The organism is Streptococcus pseudopneumoniae (genome assembly GCF_001070815.1).
GTDB classification, from domain to species: Bacteria; Bacillota; Bacilli; order Lactobacillales; family Streptococcaceae; genus Streptococcus; species Streptococcus pseudopneumoniae_P.
The window spans coordinates 1-25,034 of the sequence record NZ_JVLX01000039.1; the positions used below are offsets into that span (position 1 = coordinate 1).

Annotated in this window: 25 protein-coding genes and 1 pseudogene; 2 read left to right on the top strand and 24 right to left on the bottom strand. The window is 39.4% G+C overall.

Annotation, left to right across the window (positions count from 1 at the left end; genetic code table 11):
* Positions 1 to 417 precede the first annotated feature (417 nt).
* From ADG81_RS09905 to ADG81_RS04785, 16 genes are all read right to left on the bottom strand, one after another.
* A complete protein-coding gene (locus ADG81_RS09905) occupies positions 418 to 573 on the bottom strand; it encodes a hypothetical protein (protein ID WP_162837193.1) in 156 nt (51 codons plus the stop codon).
* 24 nt (positions 574 to 597) lie between these two features.
* Positions 598 to 750, bottom strand: a complete 153-nt coding sequence (locus ADG81_RS09390; RefSeq protein WP_001180498.1) for a class IIb bacteriocin, lactobin A/cerein 7B family — start codon at positions 748 to 750, stop codon at positions 598 to 600.
* A 123-nt stretch (positions 751 to 873) separates the two neighbouring features.
* The gene (locus tag ADG81_RS04725; protein ID WP_000180829.1) at positions 874 to 1,047 is read right to left on the bottom strand and encodes a class IIb bacteriocin, lactobin A/cerein 7B family; all 174 of its coding nucleotides are present in this window, start codon (positions 1,045 to 1,047) and stop codon (positions 874 to 876) included.
* Positions 1,048 to 1,080: 33 nt separating this feature from the next.
* The gene (locus ADG81_RS09910; RefSeq protein ID WP_001004642.1) at positions 1,081 to 1,236 is read right to left on the bottom strand and encodes a hypothetical protein; all 156 of its coding nucleotides are present in this window, start codon (positions 1,234 to 1,236) and stop codon (positions 1,081 to 1,083) included.
* Positions 1,237 to 1,247: 11 nt separating this feature from the next.
* On the bottom strand, positions 1,248 to 1,376 hold the full coding sequence (locus ADG81_RS04735) for a smi_0059.1 family bacteriocin-like peptide (protein ID WP_000658220.1): 129 nt from the start codon (positions 1,374 to 1,376) through the stop codon (positions 1,248 to 1,250).
* A 245-nt stretch (positions 1,377 to 1,621) separates the two neighbouring features.
* Complete coding sequence (locus ADG81_RS04740; protein ID WP_001221869.1) at positions 1,622 to 2,353, bottom strand: response regulator transcription factor; 732 nt, start codon at positions 2,351 to 2,353, stop codon at positions 1,622 to 1,624.
* Positions 2,350 to 3,222 carry a GHKL domain-containing protein gene (locus ADG81_RS04745; protein WP_239668523.1) on the bottom strand — a complete coding sequence of 291 codons (873 nt, stop codon included), beginning with the start codon at positions 3,220 to 3,222 and terminating at the stop codon, positions 2,350 to 2,352. The genes ADG81_RS04740 and ADG81_RS04745 overlap by 4 nt, the downstream gene beginning before the upstream one ends.
* Positions 3,223 to 3,718: 496 nt before the next feature.
* The gene (locus ADG81_RS04750; RefSeq protein ID WP_049551059.1) at positions 3,719 to 3,853 is read right to left on the bottom strand and encodes a ComC/BlpC family leader-containing pheromone/bacteriocin; all 135 of its coding nucleotides are present in this window, start codon (positions 3,851 to 3,853) and stop codon (positions 3,719 to 3,721) included.
* A 152-nt stretch (positions 3,854 to 4,005) separates the two neighbouring features.
* Entirely contained in the window at positions 4,006 to 5,175 is a 1,170-nt protein-coding gene (locus tag ADG81_RS04755) for an N-acetylmuramoyl-L-alanine amidase family protein (protein WP_049551060.1), read from the bottom strand.
* A gap of 112 nt (positions 5,176 to 5,287) precedes the next feature.
* Positions 5,288 to 6,139, bottom strand: a complete 852-nt coding sequence (locus ADG81_RS04760) for a C40 family peptidase (protein WP_023947430.1) — start codon at positions 6,137 to 6,139, stop codon at positions 5,288 to 5,290.
* A 276-nt stretch (positions 6,140 to 6,415) separates the two neighbouring features.
* Entirely contained in the window at positions 6,416 to 7,072 is a 657-nt protein-coding gene (locus ADG81_RS04765; protein ID WP_049551061.1) for a hypothetical protein, read from the bottom strand.
* 3 nt (positions 7,073 to 7,075) lie between these two features.
* Positions 7,076 to 7,270: a hypothetical protein gene (locus ADG81_RS09860; protein ID WP_102211087.1), complete on the bottom strand. Its 195-nt coding sequence runs from the start codon at positions 7,268 to 7,270 to the stop codon at positions 7,076 to 7,078.
* Between the two features lie 89 nt (positions 7,271 to 7,359).
* Positions 7,360 to 7,593, bottom strand: a complete 234-nt coding sequence (locus ADG81_RS04770) for an acyl carrier protein (protein ID WP_000136446.1) — start codon at positions 7,591 to 7,593, stop codon at positions 7,360 to 7,362.
* 5 nt (positions 7,594 to 7,598) lie between these two features.
* Complete coding sequence (gene plsX, locus ADG81_RS04775) at positions 7,599 to 8,591, bottom strand: phosphate acyltransferase PlsX (protein ID WP_049551062.1); 993 nt, start codon at positions 8,589 to 8,591, stop codon at positions 7,599 to 7,601.
* Positions 8,588 to 9,358: a DNA repair protein RecO gene (gene recO, locus ADG81_RS04780; RefSeq protein ID WP_049502344.1), complete on the bottom strand. Its 771-nt coding sequence runs from the start codon at positions 9,356 to 9,358 to the stop codon at positions 8,588 to 8,590. The genes plsX and recO overlap by 4 nt, the downstream gene beginning before the upstream one ends.
* The gene (locus ADG81_RS04785) at positions 9,355 to 10,524 is read right to left on the bottom strand and encodes a pyridoxal phosphate-dependent aminotransferase (protein ID WP_004257696.1); all 1,170 of its coding nucleotides are present in this window, start codon (positions 10,522 to 10,524) and stop codon (positions 9,355 to 9,357) included. Before ADG81_RS04785 ends, recO begins: the two co-directional genes overlap by 4 nt.
* Positions 10,525 to 11,003: 479 nt before the next feature.
* Between ADG81_RS04785 and ADG81_RS04790 the strand changes: the two genes are divergently transcribed.
* The gene (locus ADG81_RS04790) at positions 11,004 to 12,014 is read left to right on the top strand and encodes a YeiH family protein (RefSeq protein WP_049551063.1); all 1,011 of its coding nucleotides are present in this window, start codon (positions 11,004 to 11,006) and stop codon (positions 12,012 to 12,014) included.
* A 31-nt stretch (positions 12,015 to 12,045) separates the two neighbouring features.
* On the opposite strand, the gene ADG81_RS04795 is transcribed toward ADG81_RS04790, so the two are convergent.
* Entirely contained in the window at positions 12,046 to 12,483 is a 438-nt protein-coding gene (locus tag ADG81_RS04795; RefSeq protein ID WP_049551064.1) for a CoA-binding protein, read from the bottom strand.
* Between the two features lie 84 nt (positions 12,484 to 12,567).
* Positions 12,568 to 15,201 (bottom strand): DNA polymerase I, encoded by a 2,634-nt coding sequence (gene polA / locus ADG81_RS04800; protein ID WP_049551068.1) that lies wholly within the window; start codon positions 15,199 to 15,201, stop codon positions 12,568 to 12,570.
* A gap of 147 nt (positions 15,202 to 15,348) precedes the next feature.
* Between polA and ADG81_RS04805 the strand changes: the two genes are divergently transcribed.
* Positions 15,349 to 16,251 (top strand): Rpn family recombination-promoting nuclease/putative transposase, encoded by a 903-nt coding sequence (locus ADG81_RS04805; protein ID WP_000603332.1) that lies wholly within the window; start codon positions 15,349 to 15,351, stop codon positions 16,249 to 16,251.
* A 136-nt stretch (positions 16,252 to 16,387) separates the two neighbouring features.
* On the opposite strand, the pseudogene ADG81_RS04810 reads toward ADG81_RS04805, so the two are convergent.
* From ADG81_RS04810 to ADG81_RS04835, 6 genes and pseudogenes are all read right to left on the bottom strand, one after another.
* Positions 16,388 to 16,714, bottom strand: a pseudogene (locus ADG81_RS04810) (transposase family protein); the annotation flags it as partial.
* 266 nt (positions 16,715 to 16,980) lie between these two features.
* Entirely contained in the window at positions 16,981 to 20,484 is a 3,504-nt protein-coding gene (locus tag ADG81_RS04815) for an SIALI-17 repeat-containing surface protein (protein ID WP_049551065.1), read from the bottom strand.
* Positions 20,485 to 20,695: 211 nt separating this feature from the next.
* Positions 20,696 to 22,039, bottom strand: coding sequence for an N-acetylmuramoyl-L-alanine amidase family protein (locus ADG81_RS04820; RefSeq protein ID WP_000751342.1), 1,344 nt, complete (start codon positions 22,037 to 22,039; stop codon positions 20,696 to 20,698).
* A 261-nt stretch (positions 22,040 to 22,300) separates the two neighbouring features.
* Complete coding sequence (locus ADG81_RS10120; RefSeq protein WP_000757036.1) at positions 22,301 to 23,320, bottom strand: Ig-like domain-containing protein; 1,020 nt, start codon at positions 23,318 to 23,320, stop codon at positions 22,301 to 22,303.
* 374 nt (positions 23,321 to 23,694) lie between these two features.
* The gene (locus ADG81_RS10185) at positions 23,695 to 23,916 is read right to left on the bottom strand and encodes a hypothetical protein (RefSeq protein ID WP_049551066.1); all 222 of its coding nucleotides are present in this window, start codon (positions 23,914 to 23,916) and stop codon (positions 23,695 to 23,697) included.
* Between the two features lie 156 nt (positions 23,917 to 24,072).
* Positions 24,073 to 24,951 (bottom strand): Rpn family recombination-promoting nuclease/putative transposase, encoded by an 879-nt coding sequence (locus ADG81_RS04835; protein WP_049551067.1) that lies wholly within the window; start codon positions 24,949 to 24,951, stop codon positions 24,073 to 24,075.
* Positions 24,952 to 25,034: the final 83 nt, after the last annotated feature.

Sequence of the window (25,034 nt, forward strand, 5' to 3'; positions counted from 1 at the left end):
TATACGGCAAGGCGACGTTGACGTGGTTTGAATTTGATTTTCGAAGAGTATAAACTCATCTGATAACAACTATCTTACCCCAATCCCCAAATAAAAACTGGACTTCCTCCCCAAATGCGCCTATCTCCCTCCCAAATGCACTTTTAGGATAAAAAAATAGGCAGAACAAACGTCATGCCTACTAAAAATATGGTATGAAAGGAAATTGATTTTTTACTGACACCCTAGGCAAGCTTGGAACAAATAAACCATTGATAGTAAACTTTACGACATCCTATTTAAAGTTACTTCAATTTTTAATGTCCCTGCTATTTCTAAGCCACCTTTGGTATGATCTATTCATAGTCAGAATAGATAACACTGTTCTAAATTACGATTCATAGTTTTTCTTACATCCTTTGTATCAAATTATTAAATTTAACGTCTGCTTCCTAGATGACGACCGTACATATAGGTAACGACTCCTAAAACACCCCAAGCGATAGCTGTAGAAGCAGTAACAACGATGCCTCCCTCAGTAAGAGCCAAATCTGCTTCTGCCATGATCTCAAATTTTTCTTCTAATTTTTTCATATCCCACCTACTCCTTTAAATATATTAACCAAACGTACGAGATAACCAATAACCAGCTACCCCAGCTCCACCTGCAGCAAGTAATGAGCCTCCGATAACAATCAATAAACCCACTCCGCCTTGTACTTGCTCTAATTCATTTTGCTTTACGATTTCAAATTGATTCAAATTTTGCATGATATACTCCTTTTTAAATAATACTAGCTAATCCAATAGCTACTCCTACTAATAAACCCACTATTCCTGAGGCTGATATAATAATAGCCGCACATTCGTTTGAAAGCTTCATTTATTCTCTCTTTATCTCTTGTTTCGACTAATTCCAATAGCTACACCTGCACTCAAACCTGCAAATGCTGAACCTGCAATAATACTAGCTGCTACTGCTATCGGAATAATTCCTCCATCCACATTCATCAACTCTTCTTCTGTAAGAGCTACAAAGTTCTGTTCCATTTTGTCAAAATTTGTCATCCTTTTCTCCTCTTGTTCTATTTTTTCTAAATCTTATCTTCTAAAAAATGGGGTTCCAATAAATACACTACGTAACAATAGACCTGTAATTAGACCCCCTTGATAACTTTCCTTGCTACCACCCACCAGCAAAGCTAAGTCGCTTTCCTTTAGTACTTCAATAGTATACTCGTTAGTCATTTCATTCATCGCTTATCCTCCTAAAAACCTAAACCTCTACGAAATCCAATGTACCAATCTGCAAGGGTCTTCGTCCAATTTTCTCCACCTTGAATATCGGTCAATTCTTCCGACGTTAGCTCAACAAATCCATAGTAATGTTCTTTCATTATTTTATTCCTTTCTTTTTCTTCTCACTTATTTATTCGAAAAATAATCCGAAAATACACAACTAAATTAAATTTTATTTAAAAAATAACTCAGTGAACCATGGGTAGAACATTGATATAAACATGAACTAGGCTCCTTTCCTTTTTCCTCTTACCTATCTATTCGAAAAAGAAGTCAAAAAAATAAGAATATCAGAAAATTTTCCGACATTCTTATTGATAAACTCATCCAAGTCTAACAGATATTAGACATTGAGATGTTTTTTAAGGGTTCTTCTGGCTGTTCGTGATACGGGGAAATGCAAGCCTTCTAACAAGGTCACTTCTGTGGCAGTCATCTCTTCAATTGCCTGTAAACTGACTAAAGTATTGCGATTGGCATAGACAAAGTAATCTTTTTCAGCCTTGGCAGCGATATCCTTGAGACTGCCATAAATGGTCTTGATAGAGTGATTGGCATAATAGACCTTGATACGGTGGGATTCCACTGAGGTTTCAAAGGCTAAAATCTCATGGTAGGGCAGAGTAAAGCCCCGTCTTCCCTCAAAACTATAGGTGAAGAGACGCATATTTTCCCTCTTGTCCACTGCCAGTACATAGTCCAGACAGCGCTCCAGCTGATGACGGTAATCTTCCTCTGGTTGATCCTTAGAAATAAAATCCAAGGCAGACAAGTGATAGCGAAAAGCTAGAGGCAAGGCCTCCGAGTGCGTGGACACAAAGACAATGCTTGTAAAAGGATCCCGCTCCCGAACCTGTTGAGCAACCTGAAAACCCCGTTCACGCTCTCCATCAATCTCTAAATCTAATAAATAGAGCTGATAATGATCAAAATACTGAGAATACTTTTCAACATCCCCATAGTTTTTGGCAATATCAATTTCCAATCTTAAATTGCGAGAGCGACCGATATCCAGCAAAGTCTGCTCTATCCGTCCTTGCTGGACTCTATCGTCTTCCAAAACTAAAATTCTCATTCCTCTCCCCCTCGTTTCTCATCCTTAAATGGCAATTCTAAATCTTGTCTAAAGGTCGTTTCTCCTAGCTGGGTATCTAAGTTCAAATCATAATGAAAAACCATATCCTCCAAGGTTGCTAAGCCCAGTCCACTATGGTTACCCTTGGTAGAGTAACCCTTTTGACTGAGAATGCTGGGATTCAGTTCTTCTTTCTTACGAGTGTTTTCAATGATAAAACGGACACTCCTATCACCTGCCAACAAAGCAACCCGAATCTGCGGATTTTCCGCCTCATTCGCTGCTTCTAAAGCATTTGTCGTGAGGATAGAAAGGATACGGATAGCCTCCAACATAGGTAATGCCAGCTCTTCTACGACCCCCACCGTCTCCAAACTAAAATGAATTCCCTGATTATCTGCCACAATCATGGCTTTTGCCAAGGTATTGCGAATAGCTATATCATGGATATTATGAAGATTAAAGGCTGTGTAATCCGCCTTTCTCAGCTTTTCATTGGTCTTTAGAAAGACATCTTGATAAATGGTAGACACCTCAGCCATATCTTGATTAGCTATAGCAGGCTCCATACTAGCGACAATTCCTGCAAAATCATGACGAAAACCTCGAACCTCATCATAGAGATGACCCAGCTTGTCCACCATCCCTTGCAAGGAACGATTTTCATCTTCCTGTCTCTGAATGGTCTGCTCATCACGATAAACCTGCTCCAAATGCTTAATGTAAAAGAGCCAAGAGAAAAAGAGAATGAAAATCAGGAGAGAAATGGTCGTATCAAAACGAACGTAGAAAGGATTACATCCCCCAGACATGATGGATGAAAACAGTCTGAAACCAAACAATAAGAATAAAATCCACATACTTTTCATCACTAACGATTGAAATTTATCTAAAAATAATATATTGAAATCAATTCCCCATCGTCTTAAAATGACAACAGACAAAAACAACGAAATCAAACTAAATACAGAATTAAATCCACTGTGTAAAAAATCAGATAGTTCAGAGTAGTCAAATATCAATCGTATTATAAATGTCAAAATCAAATATCGAATACTTTGATAAAACACAAATAGATAGAGGGCAAGAAAGAGAGCTTCCTTCTTCTTTTTCTTTAACACAATCAAAAATATTATATAAAAGAATAATAAATTAGCAATATGAGAGAAACTCGGAAAAACGAAGGTAGCAGCTAGATGTAAAACTACCAAAAGAAATATAGAACGTTTGTCATAAAATGATTTAGATAGTTGACCACCCAGATAAATCGGAGGAGCTAGTATATTGATTAAAATCAATATGAAACATAAAAATTCAAGAAATATAATCATAAATCTGTTTAGTTAACACATTTTAATCAAAATACTATCTTGGCTCTGGGCGTAGATGTAGCCAATGGTAAATATCTTCAAAAATCCCTCCACCATTCACTTCCTCCAAAACCTCTGGAGTTAACTCTTCAAATTGTTCTAATTCTACAAATGTATTTTTCATTTCCATGACAGACTCCTTTTCATTATTTCATAGATAACTCTATCCCCTGTTCCATCTACAAAAGGCTTTAGTTTCCTTTTAAAATACAAGAAATCTAAAGCCTCCTGAAAATGGTATATTGGTTAGAGTGTTAACAATTAGTTGTGAAGATGTTATTTTTATTTAACCACGACCACTTTATAATATTCGTTTGAGTGTGGAGATTCAATCTTAATTTTTTCACCATATAAACCATCAATTTCTTTATCAAGATAATCTGAAACTCCTGATGGCAAGCGTTTCATCTTAAGAATTTCACCAGATTGATCCGCATAGGCTAGGAAGTGATAGTGGGTTGTAGCCATACCATCATCAATTAATACAAAGTAACCTGTTTTGAGCTTACCTTGCTCATTTTCTAAATAGTATAGTTTATTGTTATTGATTGTAAAGTGGGTAGCTCCAAGACGAAGTCGTGCACCTGGATTTTCTAAATAGACATCATTGCCAACTTTTTTAATCTCTGAATAGGTTGTCATTGCTGGGATATTAACCACACGATGTCCATTTTCATCAAAGTAGTAGCGATTTGGTAAGTTTTGGAAGTTCTGTACAACTGACTTAGGATCAATTTCTTGTCCTTCTTCTTTATTATCCACTAGAGCTAAGGTAGTATTTGCAACCTCATCCCCATATTTATTAGAAAACTTCTTGAACTCTGGTCTGATATACCAAGCATTTTTTTCAATAATAACATCGTCACCTTTAGCATTTAGCAAATATTCTTGCCCATCTCCAAGTTTGACAATATCATGAATACTGTATCCAGCATCTTTTCTATTTGCTAGATAGCCATCCTTACCAATGACATAACTTTCCCCATCACTGGCTGGAACAGCTCTATCTGCGACCATAGCACCTGATTTTTCAAAGTAAGACCATTTACCATTTGGAGTCGCCCATCCTGTTGCCATAGCGCCACTGTCTTTGAGATAGTACCAAGTAGATCCTTCTTTGTACCAACCTGTACGCATGGCACCACTATTAGCTAGTGAGTACCATGTGTTACCTTCCTTGTACCAGCCTGTGCGCATAGCACCACTATCTGCTAGAGAATACCAAGTATTGCCGTCTTTGAGCCAGCCTGTCTGCATTTTACCAGTGCTGTCAAAGTGATACCATGAGCCAGCATTTTGTACCCATTTATCCTTAGCTAGACTGCCATCTTGTGAAAGATTCCAGTCAGCACCATTTTTAACCCAAGTATCTGCAGCCTGTGCTTGGTTGATAGACAAAAGCAGACCAGCACCTACAAGCAGACCAAGAGTGAGTAGTTTAGATTTTTTCATAGCCATTTCCTCCTTTATTGAATAACTATAGGAGGGTTTCCCCTCTTTATTTAGCTATATTCTAATACTTTTCATAATCAAAGTCAATAATATTGTGAAAGATTAGACAATATTACCAATATCTACGAATTGTATTTTGAGTAATACCGTATTGATCCATATAAGAAACATATTGACCTGGATACGGAGCATGAACTACCTTTCCACCACCAACATAAATACCTACATGGTCATTTGTCTCTTCACTATTATACAAAATCAAATCTCCAGCTTGTTGAGAACCATTACTTACATAGCTTCCTCCTGTTGCTTGACCATAGGTCACTCTAGGAATACTAATATCGAACTTAGCATGAATAGCCATCGTAAATCCTGAGCAATCTACGCCACTATTCAAATCTGCCCCACCCCAAACATATGGGATTTTCCCTACAAATGTCTCGGCATATTCACCAAGTGCCTGTCCACGATTTTCTACCCATACACCACTGGCTCTAAAGAAGTATGGTGTACCATTCACACGTTGATAACCAGTGACCATAGCACCACTAGCAGATAAGTAGTAATAATTACCATCAGGTTGAATCCAAGTATTTTCTTTCATCCATCCTTGGTCATCAAAATAGTACCACTTGCCATCTAATTGTTCCCAATTTTTAGCATAACCACCTGAACCGTATTTAAACCACCATTTACCATTGGTTTGCATCCATGTTCCTTTCGGATCACGATATTGATTGAAAGCTTTCTTCTCTTGATTTCCCTCTGCTTGGGTTTCTTTATCTTCAAAACCAATCAATTTTACTTGATCAGCTTCTTCAGCTTTTATCTTGCCTTGATTAACTAATTGAGCAATCGCTTCTTTCTCACTTGCTGATGGGGAATCAGCATAGGCTACCGTAGTATTTGCTAGGAGAACGCCTCCTGCAAGAACTAACAAACTAGAATAAAGATATTTTTTCATCGTGAAAATCCTTTCTTTTTTCTCCTTTTTGGAGATTGATTTTTTCTGACTCTATTATATCCCTTATTTCTCCTCAGATTTCTACTGTCCCTAGAAAGACTAAATCTGTTCCTAAACGGTCACTTATACTCAATGAAAATCAAAGAGCAAACTAGGAAGCTAGCCGCAGGCTGTACTTGAGTACGGTAAGGCGACGCTGACGTGGTTTGAAGAGATTTTCGAAGAGTATTAAGCCAAATAAAAAATTCCAAAGCAAGTGCCTTGGAACTCCTATATCTACTCAACAATCACTTTTGTCATATCAAGAGCCATTGGTTGATAGTATACATCAGGGTGCTTATTATCCCTAATAATCTCACCGTATTCAACAAAACCAAACGATTTATAAAAATTAATCACTTTATCTTCATTGACACTATCCAAATAAACCATTTTACCCCCTAAAATGCTCTGGGCTAATTGAATTTTGTCAACAACTAATTCCATAACTTGCTGACCAGTAATTTTATTAAAGTGTAAATTTCTTCCAAATTGAGCAATCAAAAGTCCTGGTATATAATTTAAGTTTCTAGCGTTTTTCCCACTTAAAACAAAAGATTTTTTGCTATCATTATCTAATTCTTGAACATTAACAATTTTTAATGTTAGTGTAAAAAAACCTAAAATCTCAAATCTCTCTCCTGATATCTCTTGATCAATAATAATAAAATTTCTCGATTTATGTGTCAGCTCTGTTGTAATTGCATCATTTTTAAGATACTCTAACATATCCTCATTTTTACCAAACGACACTTGCTCAGAAACAATCTTAGAGAAGTTCTCACGGACTTTTTGACGTATTCTCCGTTCATTAGTATATTCAGGATTTCTAGTAATAACGGTTTGTCGTATGAATTTGATGACATCCCCTAGTGGTAAGGCATATAATTTCATACTTTATCTTACCAGCTTCTCTAGACCTAGTAAGGAAGGTTGTTCTTGTTTATCTGTATTCTTTTTGATAATATCAAGCAACAAATCAGTTGATTTAGAGGCTTGAATTTTTTCAAAATCTTCTTTTGTGAGTGTGATATCACGAGTAATACTAAATGTAGCCACGAGTATACTTCCTTTCTCTTCTAATAAGTCCATTATAACGTGTTTTTCCCATTTTTACAAGGATATCCGATATTCCTCATTTCTAAAAACCATCTACTTCCGTTGTCTTGGAACTCCGATTGCTATTTTCCTTGAATAATCTTAACCACATCTCCTACACTTTGCAGTTGGTCAATTTCCTCATCGCTGATTTCGATATTAAATTCATCTTCCAGTGTCAAGATAAACTCCATCAAGTCAACTGAGTCCGCATCCAAATCGTCTTTCAGACTCAAGGATTCTGTCACGACAAAGTCCTCTCCCTGTCGCTCTTGGATAATGGTCACAATACGGTCAAAAATTTCTTTTTCTGTCATCTCTTTTATTCTCCTGAAAATTCGCGCGCAGTCTGGGCAACTACGTCTGTTTCTAGCATGGTACGAATCTGGCGGATTGTACTATACACAGCCTTGGCATCGCTTGAGCCATGAGTCTTGACAACCGGTGCCTTGACACCAAACAAGACTGCTCCACCAACATCTGAGTAGTTGAGCTGTTTTTTCAAACCTCTAAGGCTATCCTTGAGAAGGAGTGCGCCTAGTTTCGCTCGAAGACCACCATCTGTAATAGCTGTCTTGAGCAAGCCCATGATTCCCATGGCTGTCCCTTCGATGGATTTGAGCACAGCGTTTCCCGTGAAACCATCTGCCACAACAACATCTGCAACGCCATTCATCAAATCACGCGCTTCCACATTTCCGATAAAATTCAAACTTTCATCAGCCGCTAATAATTCATAGGTTTCCTTGCGAAGCGGGTCACCCTTGCTACTCTCTGTTCCATTGTTAAGTAAGCCAACACGTGGTTGCGCAATGCCACGGACATTTTTAGCATAGAAAGAACCTAGAACCGCGTATTGATGGAGGTGCTGGGCTGTATTTTCCGCATTAGCACCGAGGTCCAGCATGTCAAACCCCTTCCCATCTACAGTCGGCAAAGTCGACATAAGCCCAGGACGATCGATGTTCTTGATACGACCCACGATGAAAAATCCTGCTGCTAGTAAAGCACCTGTATTCCCAGCTGAGAGAACAGCGTCTGCTTCTCCCTCTTTGACAGCCTTGGCCGCCAAGACCATACTGGCATTTTTCTTCTTCCGAATAGCTCTCGTAGGTTCATCGTCTGAATCAATCTTCTCATCCGTATGGATAATGCTGACGCGCTCTGTCGCTGTCAGATATTGCTTGATTTTAGCTTCATCTCCGTAGAGTTGAACCTCGATATCTGAAAAGTCAGCTAGGGCTTGATTGACACCCTCAACGATGGCCTGAGGTGCGTAATCGCCCCCCATGGCATCTACTGCGATTTTTTTCATTTCTTTTCCTCTTTTAGTAATTGTCCCCAGTCTGCTAGGGAATCAATAAATTTCTTTGATTTTAGGTGAATCCCAACGTACTCTTCGTAGAGTTGATCCATAAATTGGCGTAGTTCTTGCTTGATTTCAGGCTTGAGCGAAATGGTCTCCAATGTCTCAAAATCAATAGCTTGAAATTGATTGAGCAGATAGGGGATATTGGGATTGAGATGGCAACGTCTCTCATCTTCATGATAATGATTTGGACAGAGGCAGGCTCCATATTTGAAAGAAAAGTCAAAAGCCTGACCGACCCGATGACAAAAGACACACTCATTAAAATTGAGACTAATACCAAATCGGGTCAAGATTTGAATTTCAAAAATATTAGTCAAAACCTGATAATCCAAGCCCGCTTCCATCAATTCCAAAGTCTTTTGCAAAAAAGCAAACAAGGGAGCATCCTGCTGATTGTCCTGCAAACTAGCATCGGCAAGAGCTGCCACGTAGGTCGCATAGGCCATGACAAAGAGATCGCTATTAATCTTGGGAAAAGTCATCACCTCATGATAGTCCTCAATGTAACTAAGCCCATCATCATTGATTCGCAAGAGAAATCGTGCCAGCACCAAGGGCTGAATAACAGGGGCCAGCTTAGACTGACCAGCGTGTTTGACGAAAAACATCCGCTTGCCAGCCTGTTCTGTAAAAATCTTGACTAGCTTGTCATCCTCACGAAAGTTACGATTGTAGAGCACCAAGCCTTGACTCGTGATAGACTGAATCATGCTTCTCTCATATACTCCTCAAGTCGTTTCATGGCTTCTTTGATAGTCTCCATACTCGCTGCATAAGACAGACGCACATAGCCTTCTCCGTAACGCCCAAAGGCAGCACCAGGGATAAAGGCAACGGCCTTCTTCTGAGCAAAATCCTTTAGAAAGGCAAAGGAGTCTTGATTGTAGCCCGCTGGAATCTTAGCAAAGATATAGAAGGCACCGTCTGGTTTAATAATCTCAAAACCAAGAGCAGTCATTTTCTCGATAATATAGTCCCGACGCTGGATGTATTCCTTTTTCATAGGCTCCGCATCATTTTTACCAGCCGTCAAGGCCTCCACCGCAGCATGTTGAGCCATAGTATTTGCGGCAGTAACCAAGTACTGGTGACTCTTAATCAACTGAGCTGTAAAGGCTGCAGGAGCAAAAATCAGACCCAAACGCCAACCTGTCATGGCATGCGATTTAGATAGACCATTGATAATAATAGCCTGATCTCTCAACATGGTTCCCAGAGACACATGGGCTTCGCCTGTGTAGGTCAATTCTGAGTAAACCTCATCACAGACAACAAAAATCTCATACTTGCGTAAAACAGCTGCCAAGGCCTCCAATTGTTCCCGACTGTAGGTAATTCCTGTCGGATTGGCTGGATAGTTGAGAATAACCGCCTTGAGCTTGTCACCCTGCTCCAAAATGGCCTTCTCCAACATTTCAGGAGTCAAGACAAAACCATTTTCAGTTGTGTCAATCTCGACAATCTCTGCCCCAACTAGATTGACAATCGGTTCATAACCTGGATAGGCAGGAGCTGGCAAAAGTACCTTGTCTCCCTCTTCCAAAATAGCCGTCAAAGTAGCAGATAAAGCCTCTGTCGCCCCAATTGTAACCAAGATTTCATTTTCAGGATCATAGTCCAGTTGGTACTTTTCCTTAACAAAGTCACTGGCCGCCTTACGTAGAGTCAGCAGACCACTCATCCCTGTATAGTAGGATTGGTTCTGATCAATCGCTCGCTTGGCCGCCTCCTTGATATGATCTGGCGTTGTAAAATCAGGCTCCCCCAAGGTCAAACGCAAGACCCCAGGAATCTCCGAAATAGCCTGGTCAAATTGACGAATCAACGAAACTTGAATCTTATCTAACTGTTTATTAAAGCGCTTAGTTAAGTCCATAGATACCTCCTACTTTCAAAACGTATCTCTATTATACTACAAAAGCCCCCCGACCGCAAAAATACATGATAGAATAACGCTAGCATGACAAATTGAAGTATGTTAAAATGGATTTGTCGCAACTCCACTAACGAACTTAGTTTGGAGGTGAGTTTTTGCTAATCTTCGTTACAGTTATTCTAGCACCATTACTGATTACTATTACCGGTAATGTCATTTCTGAGTGGATAGTCAGAAAGTGGTTAGATAAGCGCGACAAAAAAATATAACCTGAGTTTAGTTTTAATGTAACTGGACAAAAAGAAATACCAGAGGTGGAGCTCTGGTATTTTTGTTTTTGCCAAGACTTCGTTACAGTTCTTGTAGGATTATTATTACATAATTAGCACTACTTGTCAAATAATTGTTAGCTCCACTTTCTATTTTACTTTTCCTGTTTAAAGGTCTATAATGGTAACAGATTCTACTTGGAGGTTTTTATGTCATTTCTATCAAAAAATGGAGCAGGTATCTTGGCCTGCTTTCTCATTTCTATCGTATCTTGGTACTTAGGAGGATTCTTCCCTGTTATTGGCGCGCCCGTTTTTGCCATTTTCATAGGCATGCTCCTACATCCCTTTCTCTCGTCCTATAAACAACTGGATGCTGGGTTGACCTTTAGTTCTAAAAAATTGCTCCAATATGCCGTTGTCTTGCTTGGTTTTGGTCTCAATATCTCGCAGGTCTTCGCAGTTGGCCAATCTTCGCTCCCTGTCATCCTGTCCACTATCTCAATAGCTCTGATTATTGCCTACTTCTTCCAGCGCTTCTTTGCACTGGATACAAAACTGGCTACCTTGGTTGGAGTAGGTTCTTCCATCTGTGGGGGTTCTGCCATTGCGGCGACAGCGCCTGTTATTGATGCTAAGGAAAAGGAAGTAGCCCAAGCCATTTCCGTTATCTTTTTCTTCAATGTCTTGGCTGCGCTCATCTTTCCAACCCTCGGCACCTGGCTTCATCTATCCAATGAAGGCTTCGCCCTCTTTGCAGGGACTGCGGTCAACGACACTTCCTCTGTAACGGCTGCCGCCAGCGCTTGGGACAGTCTTTACCAAAGCAATACCCTCGAGTCTGCAACCATTGTTAAACTCACACGTACTTTGGCCATTATCCCTATCACGCTCTTTCTATCCTACTGGCAAAGTCGCCAACAAGAAAACAAGCAAAGCCTACAACTGAAAAAAGTCTTCCCACTTTTTATCCTTTACTTTATCCTTGCCTCTCTCCTCACTACACTACTCACCTCTCTAGGTGTGTCCAGTAGTTTCTTTACCCCTCTCAAACAACTCTCTAAATTCCTTATTGTCATGGCCATGAGTGCTATCGGTCTCAAAACCAATCTGGTCGCTATGGTCAAATCCAGTGGAAAATCCATTCTTCTCGGAGCCATCTGCTGGATAGCCATCATCCTCACTAGTCTTGGTATGCAGACCCTTATCGGCATTTTCTAACACAAAAGGTAGCCCATCAGCTACCTTTTTCTTATGCTTCCTCAATCAAGCGTGTATGTTCTCTCTTGATGCAACGATTCATCACGATATCATCACATCCACCAGCACGCAAGATTTCTTCCGCTTCTAGACTTTCAAGTCCTAGCTGTGCCCAAAAAATCTTAGCGTCAGCCTTGAGAAAATCACGCGCCACATCTGGCAAAAACTCACTGCGACGGTAAACATTGACAATATCTACAGGAAAAGGAATCTCTGCTAGGCTAGCATAAGCCTTTTCACCCAAGATTTCTCCACCTGCATCCTTAGGATTGACTGGGATGATTTTATAACCCCGAGCCTGCATTTCCTTGGTCACTCGATTGCTGGTTGTTTCCTCACGGTCTGACAAACCTACCACAGCAAGGGTTTTACTCGTTGCGAGATACTGACGAATCACGCCATCACTTGGATTGATAAATTCTTGACTCATAGAAATCCTCCTTTTTCATCAGTATAGCATATTTTGAAAAGGCTTGCATAATTCTACTACAAAAAAGGAGGACTAGCCCCCTTTTTATTTAGCCTCGTACCAGGTTGCCCCTTCATTTTCATCTGCGATGAGGGGAACACTGAGTTGAATGGCTTCTTCCATGGTTTGTTTGACCAATTTTTTCATCTCTGCCAATTCAGATTTAGGAACTTCAAGGACGATTTCATCGTGCACTTGTAACAGCATCTTAGTCTGATAACCACCTGCAACCAAGGCTTTATCCAGCTGAATCATGGCAATCTTGAGAATATCTGCCGCCGAACCCTGGATAGGCGAGTTGATGGCAGTTCGCTCCGCAAAACCACGAATGTTAAAGTTACGCGAATTGATATCTGGCAACTCACGACGACGCTTGAAGAGGGTCTCTACATAGCCCTTATCACGCGCCTCACGCACCACTTCATCCATGTAGTTTTTAATACCTGGGAAACGTTCAAAGTAGGTATCAATGTAAGCCTTGGCTTCCTTACGGCTAATGCCCAAATTATTAGACAAACCAAAATCTGAAATCCCGTAAACTACTCCAAAGTTAACAGCCTTGGCATTGCGACGATCGTTTGCAGTCACATCCTCAGGACGCTCAATGCCAAAGACCCGCATAGCTGTCGAAGTATGGATATCTGCCCCCTCTTGAAAGGCCTTAATCAAGTGCTCATCCTTAGAGATATGCGCCAAAACGCGCAATTCAATCTGTGAATAGTCCGAGCTGAGAAGGACACTATCCTCCCACTCAGGCACAAAAGCCTTACGAATGAGACGGCCCTGCTCCAAACGCACAGGAATATTTTGCAAGTTTGGATCCACACTAGACAGACGCCCAGTCTGGGTCAAATCCTGCACATAACGCGTGTGAATCTTTCCATCAGCTAAAATCCAGTCCTGCAAGCCAATTACATAGGTAGATTGAATCTTAGCAATCTGACGGTAGTCAAGAATTTTCTTAACAATTGGCGCAATAGGAGCCAAACGTTCCAAGACATCCACCGCGGTCGAATAACCTGTCTTAGTTTTCTTAGTGTATTCTAGAGGAAGTCCCAATTTCTCAAAGAGAAGCACGCCCAACTGCTTAGGCGAGTTGATATTAAACTCCTCACCAGCCAATTCGTAAATCTCCTGAGTGAGTTTTTCAATGACAAGCTCATTTTCAGCCTGCATCTCAAGCAAGGTCTCTTTCTTGACCGTAATCCCAGCAATTTCCATCTTAGCAAGGACAAAAGCCAGAGGTTGCTCCATATCATAAAGAAGCTCTAATTGCCCATTTTCGCTGAGTTTTTCAAGCAAAATAGGCTCTGTCTCGACCAAAACAGCAAGCTTACGAGCCAAGTGTTCCAAGAATTTCTCACGTTCAGGAAGAGCCTTCTTGACACCCTTACCGTAGAAGGTCTCATCATCAACTAAATAAGTTTGACCGTAAAGACTCGCAATGGTCGCAATTTCATTGTCCTCCACAGTCGAAAGGAGGTATTTAGCCAAACGGCTGTCAAAAGCAGGCACCTGCAAATCCACACCAAAACGATGCAAGAGAACTTTAGCCTTCTTAAAGTCATAAACTCTCAGAGGTGTTTTTTCTAAAAAGTCCTTGAAAATCGGGTCTTGCAAAAGTTCAAGCTTGTCTGTAGCATAGAGCTTTTCCCCACAAGACCAGGCAAATCCAACCAAATCCTCTGTATGGTAATTCTCACCAAAAAGCTCAAAATGGAAGATAGACTCTTCACTCAGCATATCTTGACTGATTTGGTCAACAATAGTAAAATCCAAACTCTCAGCCACATCAGCTGACGATACATTTAATGCCTGTTTGAGCTGTTTGAAACCCATCTCATCGTAGAATTTTCCAAGATTTTCCACATCTGGACCACTATAGACCAAATCCTCCAAACCAATCTCAATCGGTGCCTTGGTATCAATGGTCGCCAGTGTTTTAGACAAAAAGGCCTGTTCCTTATCATTGATGAGATTTTCCTTCATCTTAGAAGCCTTCATACCATCGATATTCTCATAAATCCCCTCGAGTGAGCCATGCTCCAGCAAGAGCTTGATGCCCGTCTTTTCACCGATTTTGGTCACCCCAGGGATATTATCCGACTTATCACCCATGAGCGCCTTGAGATCGATAAACTGCGTCGGTGTAATGCCCATCTTTTCCATAAGATATTCTGGTGTAAAGGCCTCAAACTCAGCCACACCTTTCTTGGAAATCTCAACCACCGTATGCTCATCCGTCAGCTGAATCAAGTCCTTGTCCCCACTGACAATGGTAATATCAAAACCATCCTGCTCTGCTAGTTTATCCAGTGTCCCAATAATGTCATCCGCCTCATACTGAGCCAATTCATAGTGACGAATCCCCATATGATCCAACAACTCACGAATAAAGGGAAATTGCTCACGAAACTCATCCGGAGTCTTAGCCCGGCCACCCTTATAGTCCGCATACATCTCTGTCCGGAAGGTTGTCTTTCCCGCATCAAAAGCCACCAAAATATGACTAGGCTCAACCCGCTCCAATAAATGGCTCAACATCAACTGAAAGCCATAAATCGCATTGGTATGCAAACCAGCCGCATTCTTAAAACGGTCCAACTGCTGATAGAGCGCAAAAAACGCCCGAAAAGCAACAGAAGACCCATCAATCAATAATAATTTTTTCTTATCCATACACCCATTATAAAGGAAAGCACCAAAAAATACCATTGGGAAGAGCCAGACCGAGTATTTTTCATCCTTTTTCCGAATAAATAGATAGTAGCAGTAAATCTAGTAAACCTAGATTTAAAACTGTGATATAATAAAAGGAGGAAAAGGATGATTCTAAGACATCCGGGCATCAGCCCAACCAATGATTTGGTTGCTAAGAAAATCTTTAGCAATCCAGAAATCACTTGTCAATTTATCCGCGATATGCTGGACTTGCCGGCCAAAAATGTAACGATTTTGGAGGGAAGTAACATTCACGTCTTGCCTTCCCTGCCGTACTCGGCGCAGGATTTCTATACCAGTATAGACGTCTTGGCAGAGTTGGACAATGGCACGCAGGTTATTATCGAAATCCAAGTTCATCATCAGAATTTTTTCATTAATCGTTTGTGGGCTTACCTGTGCAGTCAGGTCAATCAAAACCTTGAAAAAATTCGTCAGCAAGAAGGTGATACACACCAGAGTTACAAACACATCGCACCGGTATATGCTATCGCCATTGTAGATAGCAATTATTTCTCAGATGATTTGGCTTTTCATTGCTTTAGCATGCGCGAGGATTCGACGGGTGAGGCTTTAACAATTACAAACAATGGACAGGAAAATCATCTAGTAAAGATGGCATTCTTAGAACTAAAAAAATACAGAGAAACCAGTAAAGACGAGGTTCGCAAGCCGTGGTTGGAGTTTTTTAGCAATAAGCCCTTTACCCAACAACCCGAGCGAGCCATTAGCCAAGCAGATCAACTGCTAGACTATAAGAGCTGGTCCGAGGAGGACAGGAAGATGTTTAGCCAACTACGTATGCGAGAAGAACAAGCCTTGTTAGCACAGAACTATGCCTTGGAACAAGCTGAAGAAAAAGGATTAGAGCGTGGTCTTGAACGTGGGAAAATATTTACCTTTCTTGATTTAGTACGTCAACATGTTTTAACTTCCGAATTTGCGAGTGAGCAATTAGGCATGACGGTCGCTGAGTTTGAAGAACTATTGAAAGACCATTGTAAATAAGATTAAAAAAATACAAAGAAACCAGCAAAGATAAGGTTCGCAAGCCGTGGTTGGAGTTTTTCAGGAACAATCCCTTTACCCAGCAACCTGAGCGAGCCATCAGTCAAGCAGACCAACTGCTAGACTACAAGAGCTTCTTTGGGTTTACGACACGAGAAATTTGATGATTTTTCTTTACTAGAGGAGTTTCAGCGACCATCATTTTCAAGCACTGATAGCACTTGAAACGACGCTTTTTAAGTAGAATTCTAGTAGACATACCAGTCGTTTCAAGGTAAGGAATCTTAGACGGTTTTTGAAAGTCATATTTCTTCATTTGGATTCCACAGTTAGGGCAAAGTGGAGCCTCATAATCCAGTTTAGCAATGATTTCTTTGTGGGAATCCCTATTGATGATATCTATAATTTGGATATTAGGGTCTTTAATGTCTAGTAATTTTGTGATAAAATGTAATTGTTCCATATGAATTTTTCTAATGAGTTGTTTGGTCGCTTTTCATTATGGATCTTATGGAACTTTTTTTCTACAACAAAATAGGCTCCATAATATCCATGGGGATTTACCCACTACAAATATTATAGAGACTAAGTTTATAAAACAACATAAAAGTGAACAAGACTAAAACATCGTTTTGTTCACTTTTTTCTTCTTTTCAACAGAACTCTCACTATAGTCCATATCACAAAAAGAGAAGGTCATAAATCCTTCTCTTTTATATCTTCAACTAATTAGTTTTTGCGTTTTACAAATGGAAGGGCACCTAGGAGCAATCCAAGGAATCCTAATGATGCAATTGCAACATTATCTTTACCACCAGTATTTGGAAGTTCTTTCTTATCTTCAGCTTTTGCAGCTGGGGCTTGATAAGTATTGTCTTTGTTAGTACCTGCTACAGTTGGTGCAACCGCAGGAGTTGATGGTGTATCAGCTGTTGGTGTAGCCGGAGCTGGTGTTGGAGCTTGTGATTCATTTGGAACAGGATTTCCAGGAGTTGGTGTTAGTCTTGGATCTGAATTTGGAGTAGAATAGTGATTAGTTACTTTTTTGTAATAGTTAGTAATAATACCATCTTTTTCTTCAGATTTCACAAAAGTATAACCTGCAATTGATTTACCTTTGAAATGACCTTCTTCAGCATTCAAAATATCAGTGTTAGTAGCAATATCAACATAGCGTGTGACTTTTAAGTCTTCTGTATCATTACTTCCAGATAGAACCTCAGCTTTATTATTAATTAAAGTATTTAAGGCATCTTCTAAATCAGCTAGACGATCTTTTAATCCATCTTTATAATAATCTTCAACACCTTCATTTTCTTCGCTGTCTTTGATTTGCTCTTTTACTTTAGAGATTTCGTCTAAGATTTTTTTGATTTCAGGGTTATTAACACCAAACTCTGGAACTTCATTAACAGCAGCTTCAACAGCGTTAACTCCGCCTTTGAATGCTGGAAGTTCTGGTTGTACAAGTGCATCTCCGTTTGAAGCTTCTGGTTTAGTTGGTTTTGGAGTTTCTCCTTCAGGTTTTGCAGGAGTTGGAGGTGTTGTATCATTCACTCCACCATTGAATTCTGGAAGTTCTGGTTGTACAAGTGCATCTCCGTTTGAAGTTTCAGGTTTAGATGGTTTTGGAGCTTCTCCCTCTGGTTTATTAGGTTCAGTAGGAGGTGTTGTATCATTTACTCCTCCGTTGAATTCAGGATTATTAGGTTGAGTAGGAGCATTATCATCATTTACACCACTATTGAACTCTGGAGTTGCTGGTGTTGTAGGCGCTTCTTCATCGTTTACTCCACCTGTGAATTCAGGTTTTTCTTCAGCTGTAGGAGCGTCAGCAGGATTTACCCCACCATTGAATTCTGGAGCATTAGGAACCGTTGGAACCTCATCCGCTTCCTTAGCAGGCTCAGTAGTTGCTTCATCATCATTTACTCCACCTGCGAAGTCTTTTGGTGCTTCACCTTTAGGAACTTCTTTTAAGTTTTCGATATAACCTAAAGTTGCGTTGTAATCATCAGTTAGTTCATCGATTGCATCTTTGTAAGCTTTCACTACTTCGTTAACTTCGTCGAATTTAGCTTGAGCTTCATCTGCAGCAGTTTTAGCAGAAGCAACAGCAGCTTCTAATCTAGTTACAGCATCTTGTAATCCATCTTGGATAGATTGTTCAGCATTGTTTTTCTTAGCTGTTGCAAGTGCAGTTTTAGCTTTTTCTAAAGTTTCTTTTTGTTTATCTAATGCCGCATTTTTTTCTTCTACTGCTTTTGCTTTTTCAGTAGCATCAGCTTTATCTTTGTCAGCTACTTTAGTTAATTTTTCAATCTTTTCAGCTAAATCATCAGCGATGTCTTGAAGTTTTTTTACGATTGGTTTAGAAGCTTCTTTGTTATAAGCTGCATCTAATTTTTCTTTATCAGCAGCTGGAAGCTCAGAAAGAGCTTTACCTTCTTGTTTTGTAGCACCGATTTCGTCTGCTTGAGGGTCTTGATCTTTAGTTGCTTCAGCAGTTGTATTTTGATCTTCTAATTCTTTAGCAGCTTGTGTAGCAGTGATGACACCATCTTCGATAGCTTTTAATAAAGCATCTTTACCGATTGCAGCTTTAGCTTCGTCTTTATTTGTAATTTTAGCATCAGCATCAATTTCTTTTTCAAGTTGATCTAAAGCAGATTTAAGAGCTTCTAAGTTATCTTTTTCTTCTTTTTTAAGTTCTTCAACTTTAGCTTTTGCTTTTTCAGCTTCTGCTTTAGCTGTAGCTAATTCAGTTTCTGCTTCAGTTTTAGCTTTATCTGCTTCTTCTTTTTTAGTTTGTGCAGCTTTTACATCTTCAGCTTCTTTAGTAGCTTTAGCTGTAGCTTCTTTAACTTTTTTAGCTTCTTCAGCAACTTTTTTCTCTAATTCAGCAACCTTAGCATCCGCTTCTGCTTTGGCTTCAGCAGCTTTTTCAGCTTCTGTTTTTTCTGCTGGTTTAGCTGGTTCTTCTTCTTTTGGCTTAGCTGGTTCGCTAGCTTCTTTTTCTTTAGCAGCTTTTACTTCTTCTAGAGTTTTGTTGTACTCATCAGTAAGTTTGTTAAGTTCTTCAGCGTAAGCTTGAGTATCAGAAGCAGCTTTATCGAATGCATCTTGTGCAGCATCTTTAGCTTTTTCGATAGCTTTAACAGCTTTATCTAATGAAGCAACGATTTCAACATCAGAACCATTATCTTGAGCTGATTTTAATGCTTCTTTGGCTTCTTTTAATGTATCTTCTTGTTTTTTAAGAGCTTCCGCTTTTTTATCTTCTTCAGCTTTTAATGCATCAGCATCTTCTTTAAGCGCATCAACATTTTCACCTAAATCATCAGCTTTATCTTGAAGTTTTTCTGATGCTGGACGAGCAGCATCTGCTTTTTCAGCTTTTTCGATTCCAGCTTTAACGTCTTCTGGAAGTTGATCTTTAGATTTAGCTTCAGCTGGAGTTGTTGATGTATTACCAGCAGTATTACTGTCGTTTTCTAATTCTTTAAGAATATCACCAGCTTTTAAATCACCAGATTCAATAGCTTTTAATAATCCTTCTTTGTCAACTAATTCTTTAGCAGCTTTTTTAGCAGCTTCTTTATTAGTAATTTTTGGATCATTTGCGATTGATTCTTCTAATTGATCTAAAGCTTTTGATAGAGCATCTTTAGAATCAGCTTCTTCTTTCTTAGCATCTTCTTCTTTTTTAGCTTCTTCTTTAGCTTTAGCGTCAGCTTCAGCAGCTTTTTGTTTAGCAGCTGCTAATTCATCATCTGCAGTTTTTTTAGCTTCTTCAGCTTTAGTTTTTGCAGCATTAGCGTCAGCAGCTTCTTTTGTCTCAGCTTCTAGTTTAGTGTTTGCTTCGTTAGCTGCAGTAGTAGTTGTGTCTACTTTTGCTTGAGCTTCAGTAACTGTTTCTTCAGCTTTTTTAGCATCATCTTCAGCTTGTTTAATCTCTGGACTTGTAACTTCTGATTTAGAAGTGTCAGTAGCTCCAGTTTCTGCTGGCTGAGTAGCCGCTGGTTGCTCTGTTGTCTCAGAATTTCCAGCAGGGTTAGTTGTGCTATTTGAATTAGTTGCTGATGTATCAGTTGTGCCAGCTGGTTGAGCTGAAGCAGTAGTTGCATTGGAAGAATCATCAGCTTTCACGACTGATGGTTGAGATGCTGCAAATGCTGCTCCCAATACAGCCACACTAGCCAAGCTAGTTAAAATCATTTTCTTTTTATCCATTTGTGAAACCCCTTTTTTAGAATTATATTTGGGTTTATTATAACTCTTTCTAAAAATATAATCAAGGAATAAGTTATTTTATTTGTACAATTATATACTTATGTTAATTTTCAAATACACCTCTCATAATAGAAAAAAGAAAGCCTATTTTATAAACTTTCTTTTTGTTTTCTTTTAATTATTTACATTTTCTATGGTAAATTTTACACTTTTAAACCCACTCACCGTTGGCATTTACTGTGTAACCATTGATTGTAGTGCTGACAGCAAGAGCTCCTGAACTATAAGCATAGTACCATTTATCACCTACTTGGAACCAACCAGTTACCATAGCACCTGAGCCTTTAAGGTAATACCATGTACCACCAACTTTAGCCCAGCCAGTCTTCATAGCACCTGAGCCATCAAGATAATACCATGTACCACCTTGTTTCAACCAGCCGGTTTGCATAGCACCTGAGCCATCAAGATAATACCATGTATCATTTTCTTTTATCCATCTAGTACTCATCTTACCTAAACCATCAAAATGGTACCAACTACCATTTATAAATTTCCAGCCAGTTTGCATGGCACCTAAATCATTGAGATAGTACCAATTGCCATCAACTTGTTTCCAACCAGTTCTCATCACACCTGTTTCATCCAAGTAATACCATGAACCATCTTTCAGCCAACCCGTCTTCATTCCATCTTCTTTAGAGAAATAATACCAGTCACCGTCAATTTTCTTCCATCCAACTGATCGGTTCCCTTCATTATCAATAAAGAATTTTTTACCATCAATCACAACAATATTGGGTGTCAGAACACCATCTTTTAGATAATATGTTTTTTCATCTATTTTGATAAATCCAGTTTTCTTCTCACCATTTTCAACGAAATAATAGGTCTTATCAGCAACTTTTACCAATCCTAACTGTTTGAATCCATCTTTTTCATTCAGATAGTATTGTTTATCCCCTAAGGTTAGTAAGCCTTTTTTCATTACTCCATCAGTTTCAAAGTAGTATGTCTTACCATTAATCTTTTGCCAACCAGTAACTTTTTTGCCATCCTTGATATAGTAGACTTTTCCACCCTCTGCTTTAAACTGACCACTACTTGTACTATTGTTAGTAGTGGCACTATTGTTTTGGTTGGCATTAGTTCCGTTAGTTTGGTTACTACTTCCCCCATTATTAGCACTACCATTATTTTGATTATTATCTCTACGATATGGGTTTATTTGAGAGGCGTTGCTTGTATTACCTGAAGTACTAGTAGGCGCATACATATGGTAAAGAATACCATCTTCTACTCTACTAGTAGTATACATATAGTTATCAATAGCTGGATGACTTGTATCAGATGTTGCTGCTCCTGTAACAGCTGCTTTGATATCAACGGGTCTACCATTTTGAAATGTCACAAAATGAATTTCCTTAAATGATGAAGTAGATTGAGCACCTGTCGACGATGCACTAGTTCCTGTACTTGCAGCACTTACTGGCTGAACTGCAGCTATAGCTAGCACTGAAGTTGCTAGCAAAATACCCGTAATCGTTTTCTTCATGAGAAAAACCTCCTTTATTAACCTATTAAATTTATTTCATTATATTCCTTTTCTATAATTAATGCAATAAAAAACATAAAAAGTGTAGAAATATTTAAAGGTAAAAAAGCTCTTTACTATCTCTAGTAGAGAGCATCCTCTATTTATGTCACAATCTCCACTTTATTTAATACAATTCCTCATGACCCAATCACTAGTATTGACAAAGAGCCAAAGAAAAAACTAGGAGAAGAATCTCCTAGTCTTTTTTATATATTGGTATTATACCAACTCACCATTTCCGTTTACAGTGTAACCGTCAGGAGTAGTTGTATTTACAAGTAATGCACCTGAACCACTTAGGTAGTACCAGTGGCTACCTACATATTTCCAACCAGTTTGCATTGCACCTGAACCATCTAGGTAGTACCATTGACCACCTACATATTTCCAACCAGTTTGCATTGCACCTGAACCATCTAGGTAGTACCAAGTACCGTTGTCTTTAACCCAACCAGTTTGCATTACGCCTTCAGCGTTCAAGTAGTACCAAGTACCGTTGTCTTTAAGCCAACCAGTTGCTTTAGTTCCTTTAGCATCTTTCAAGTAAGACCATTGACCTTTAGCATCTTTACGCCATCCTGTAGCAGATTGTCCTTGGAATGTCACATCTGTATGACGAACTTCATTGATAACGATATTTGCATTAGTATACAAATCACCAGAAACTTTGAATTCACCTACAAATTCTACATCTTTACCATCTGTAGCATGAGATTTAACTAGACGATATTTTACTACTGTTCCTTCAGCGAAACTTACTGGGAGTTCAGCATCTACTTCAGTTCCAGCTGCATCAGCTTTAACTTTAGCTGTTTTTGTAACGATAGCTGATCCTGTTTCATCTGTAGTAACTGTTACATATACAACACCTTTATCAGTCGTAACTGCAAAATCAATAGCTACACCTGGGATTGGGTTTCCTTTAGCATCTACAACGTTTACACGAACATAGTGCTCACCTTTGTCTTTTACTTCAGCAACTGGAGTAACTGATGCAGTTTTAATATCAAAATTACCAAAACGGCTGTATCCAGGTAAGTTATTTACTAATTTACCATTTTGAAATACATCTTTATCTGTAGCAGTATTTTGCCCATTGTTCGAACCTGCGTCTGTCACTAGTTTACCTGTTGTTGGATCTACCATACCAGGTTTAAGAGTTACAGTGTTAGCTGAAACAGCTTGAACAGCACCAAATGCTGCAAGAGCGACTGCGCTTGTCAATAAAACTTTTTTCATCGTTTTATCTCCTTTATTTTTCATTATATATTTTTCGTAAGACTATCTTACTACCATACAGTATATAAATATTTGCAGGATTTGTCAAGGGTTTTCTTCTAGTTTTTAAAGTTTTTACCCATTTTTAGAAAAAAAGGTGAAAAAAACATTTTTGTGAGAAAAAATACCCGTCAAATACTGCATTTTTCAAGTGAAAATCTCACAAACTTATCATCCTTGAGTAAAATCATTCATATCTAATCCACATAGACAGTTGGACAGAACTCACGTCTATGGTATTATCTTATAAACACTTCTAAATGTCAAGTAAAAATGGCAAGTTTTTTGATAAGAACTTGCCATTTCATCAACTTTCTACTATTTAAAATGTGACCTTATAGCAAAGCCTCAAACTCAGCGACCGTCATGCCCAACTGCTGGCTGGCAACCTCGGAAGTCAGAAGACCTTGACGAACCATATCTAAGAAGGCAAAGAATTTCCCACGCTCTAAACCTTGTTCAATACCTTGTTCCAGCCCCTCTGCCCTAGCAGTTTCCAAGGCATAATCCTGAGCCAATAACGCTTGTTCTTCACGCATACGTAGTTGACTAAACATTTTCCTGTCCTCCTCAGACCAGCTCTTGTAGTCTAGCAGTTGGTCTGCTTGGCTTATGGCTCGCTCGGGTTCTTGAGTAAAGGGTTTATTCCCGAAAAACTCCAACCACGGTTTGCGAACCTCGTCTTTGCTGGTTTCTCTGTATTTTTTTAGTTCTTATTTATGATGCTCTTGCAATAGCGACTCAAATTCAGCAACGGTCATGCCTAATTGCTGGCTAGCTACCTCAGATGTCAGAAGACCTTGGCGGACTAGATTTGCTAACATAACAAAACCACCTTCCGCCCTAGCTGTTTCCAAGGCATAGTCCTGTGCTAACAAGGCTTGTTCTTCTCGCATACGTAGTTGACTAAACATTTTCCTGTCCTCCTCGGACCAGCTCTTGTAGTCTAGCAGTTGGTCTGCTTGGCTAATGGCTCGCTGGGGGTTTTGGGTAAAGGGCTTATTTCCGAAAAACTCCAACCACGGTTTGCGAACCTCGTCTTTGCTGGTTTCTCTGTATTTCTTTAATTCCAAGAATGCCATCTTGACCAGATGGTTTTCTTGTCCATTGTTTGTGATGGTTAAGACCTCACCTGTCGTGTCCTCTCGCATACTAAAGCTATGAAAAGCCAGGTCATCTGAGAAATAATTGCTATCCACAATTGCGATAGCGTATACTGGTGCGATGTGTTTGTAACTCTGGTGTGTATTACCTTCTCGTTGGCGAATTTTTTCTAGATTTTGATTGACCTGACTGCACAAGTAAGCCCACAGGCGATTGATGAAAAAATTCTGATGATGCACCTGAATCTCAATGATTACTTGAGTTCCATTATCCAACTCCGCCAAGACGTCTATACTGGTATAGAAATCCTGCGCTGAATAAGGCATGGAGGGTAATACGTGAATATTGCTTCCCTCCAAAATGGTCACATTTTTTGCTGGCAAGTCCAGCATATCGCGGATAAATTGACAAGTGATTTCTGGATTGCTAAAGATTTTCTTAGCGACCAAGTCATTGGTCGGGCTAATGCCCGGATGTCTGAGAATCATCCTTTTCCTCCTTTTATTATACCATAGTCTTATACTCAATGAAAATCAAAGAGCAAACTAGGAAACTAGCCGCAGGTTGCTCA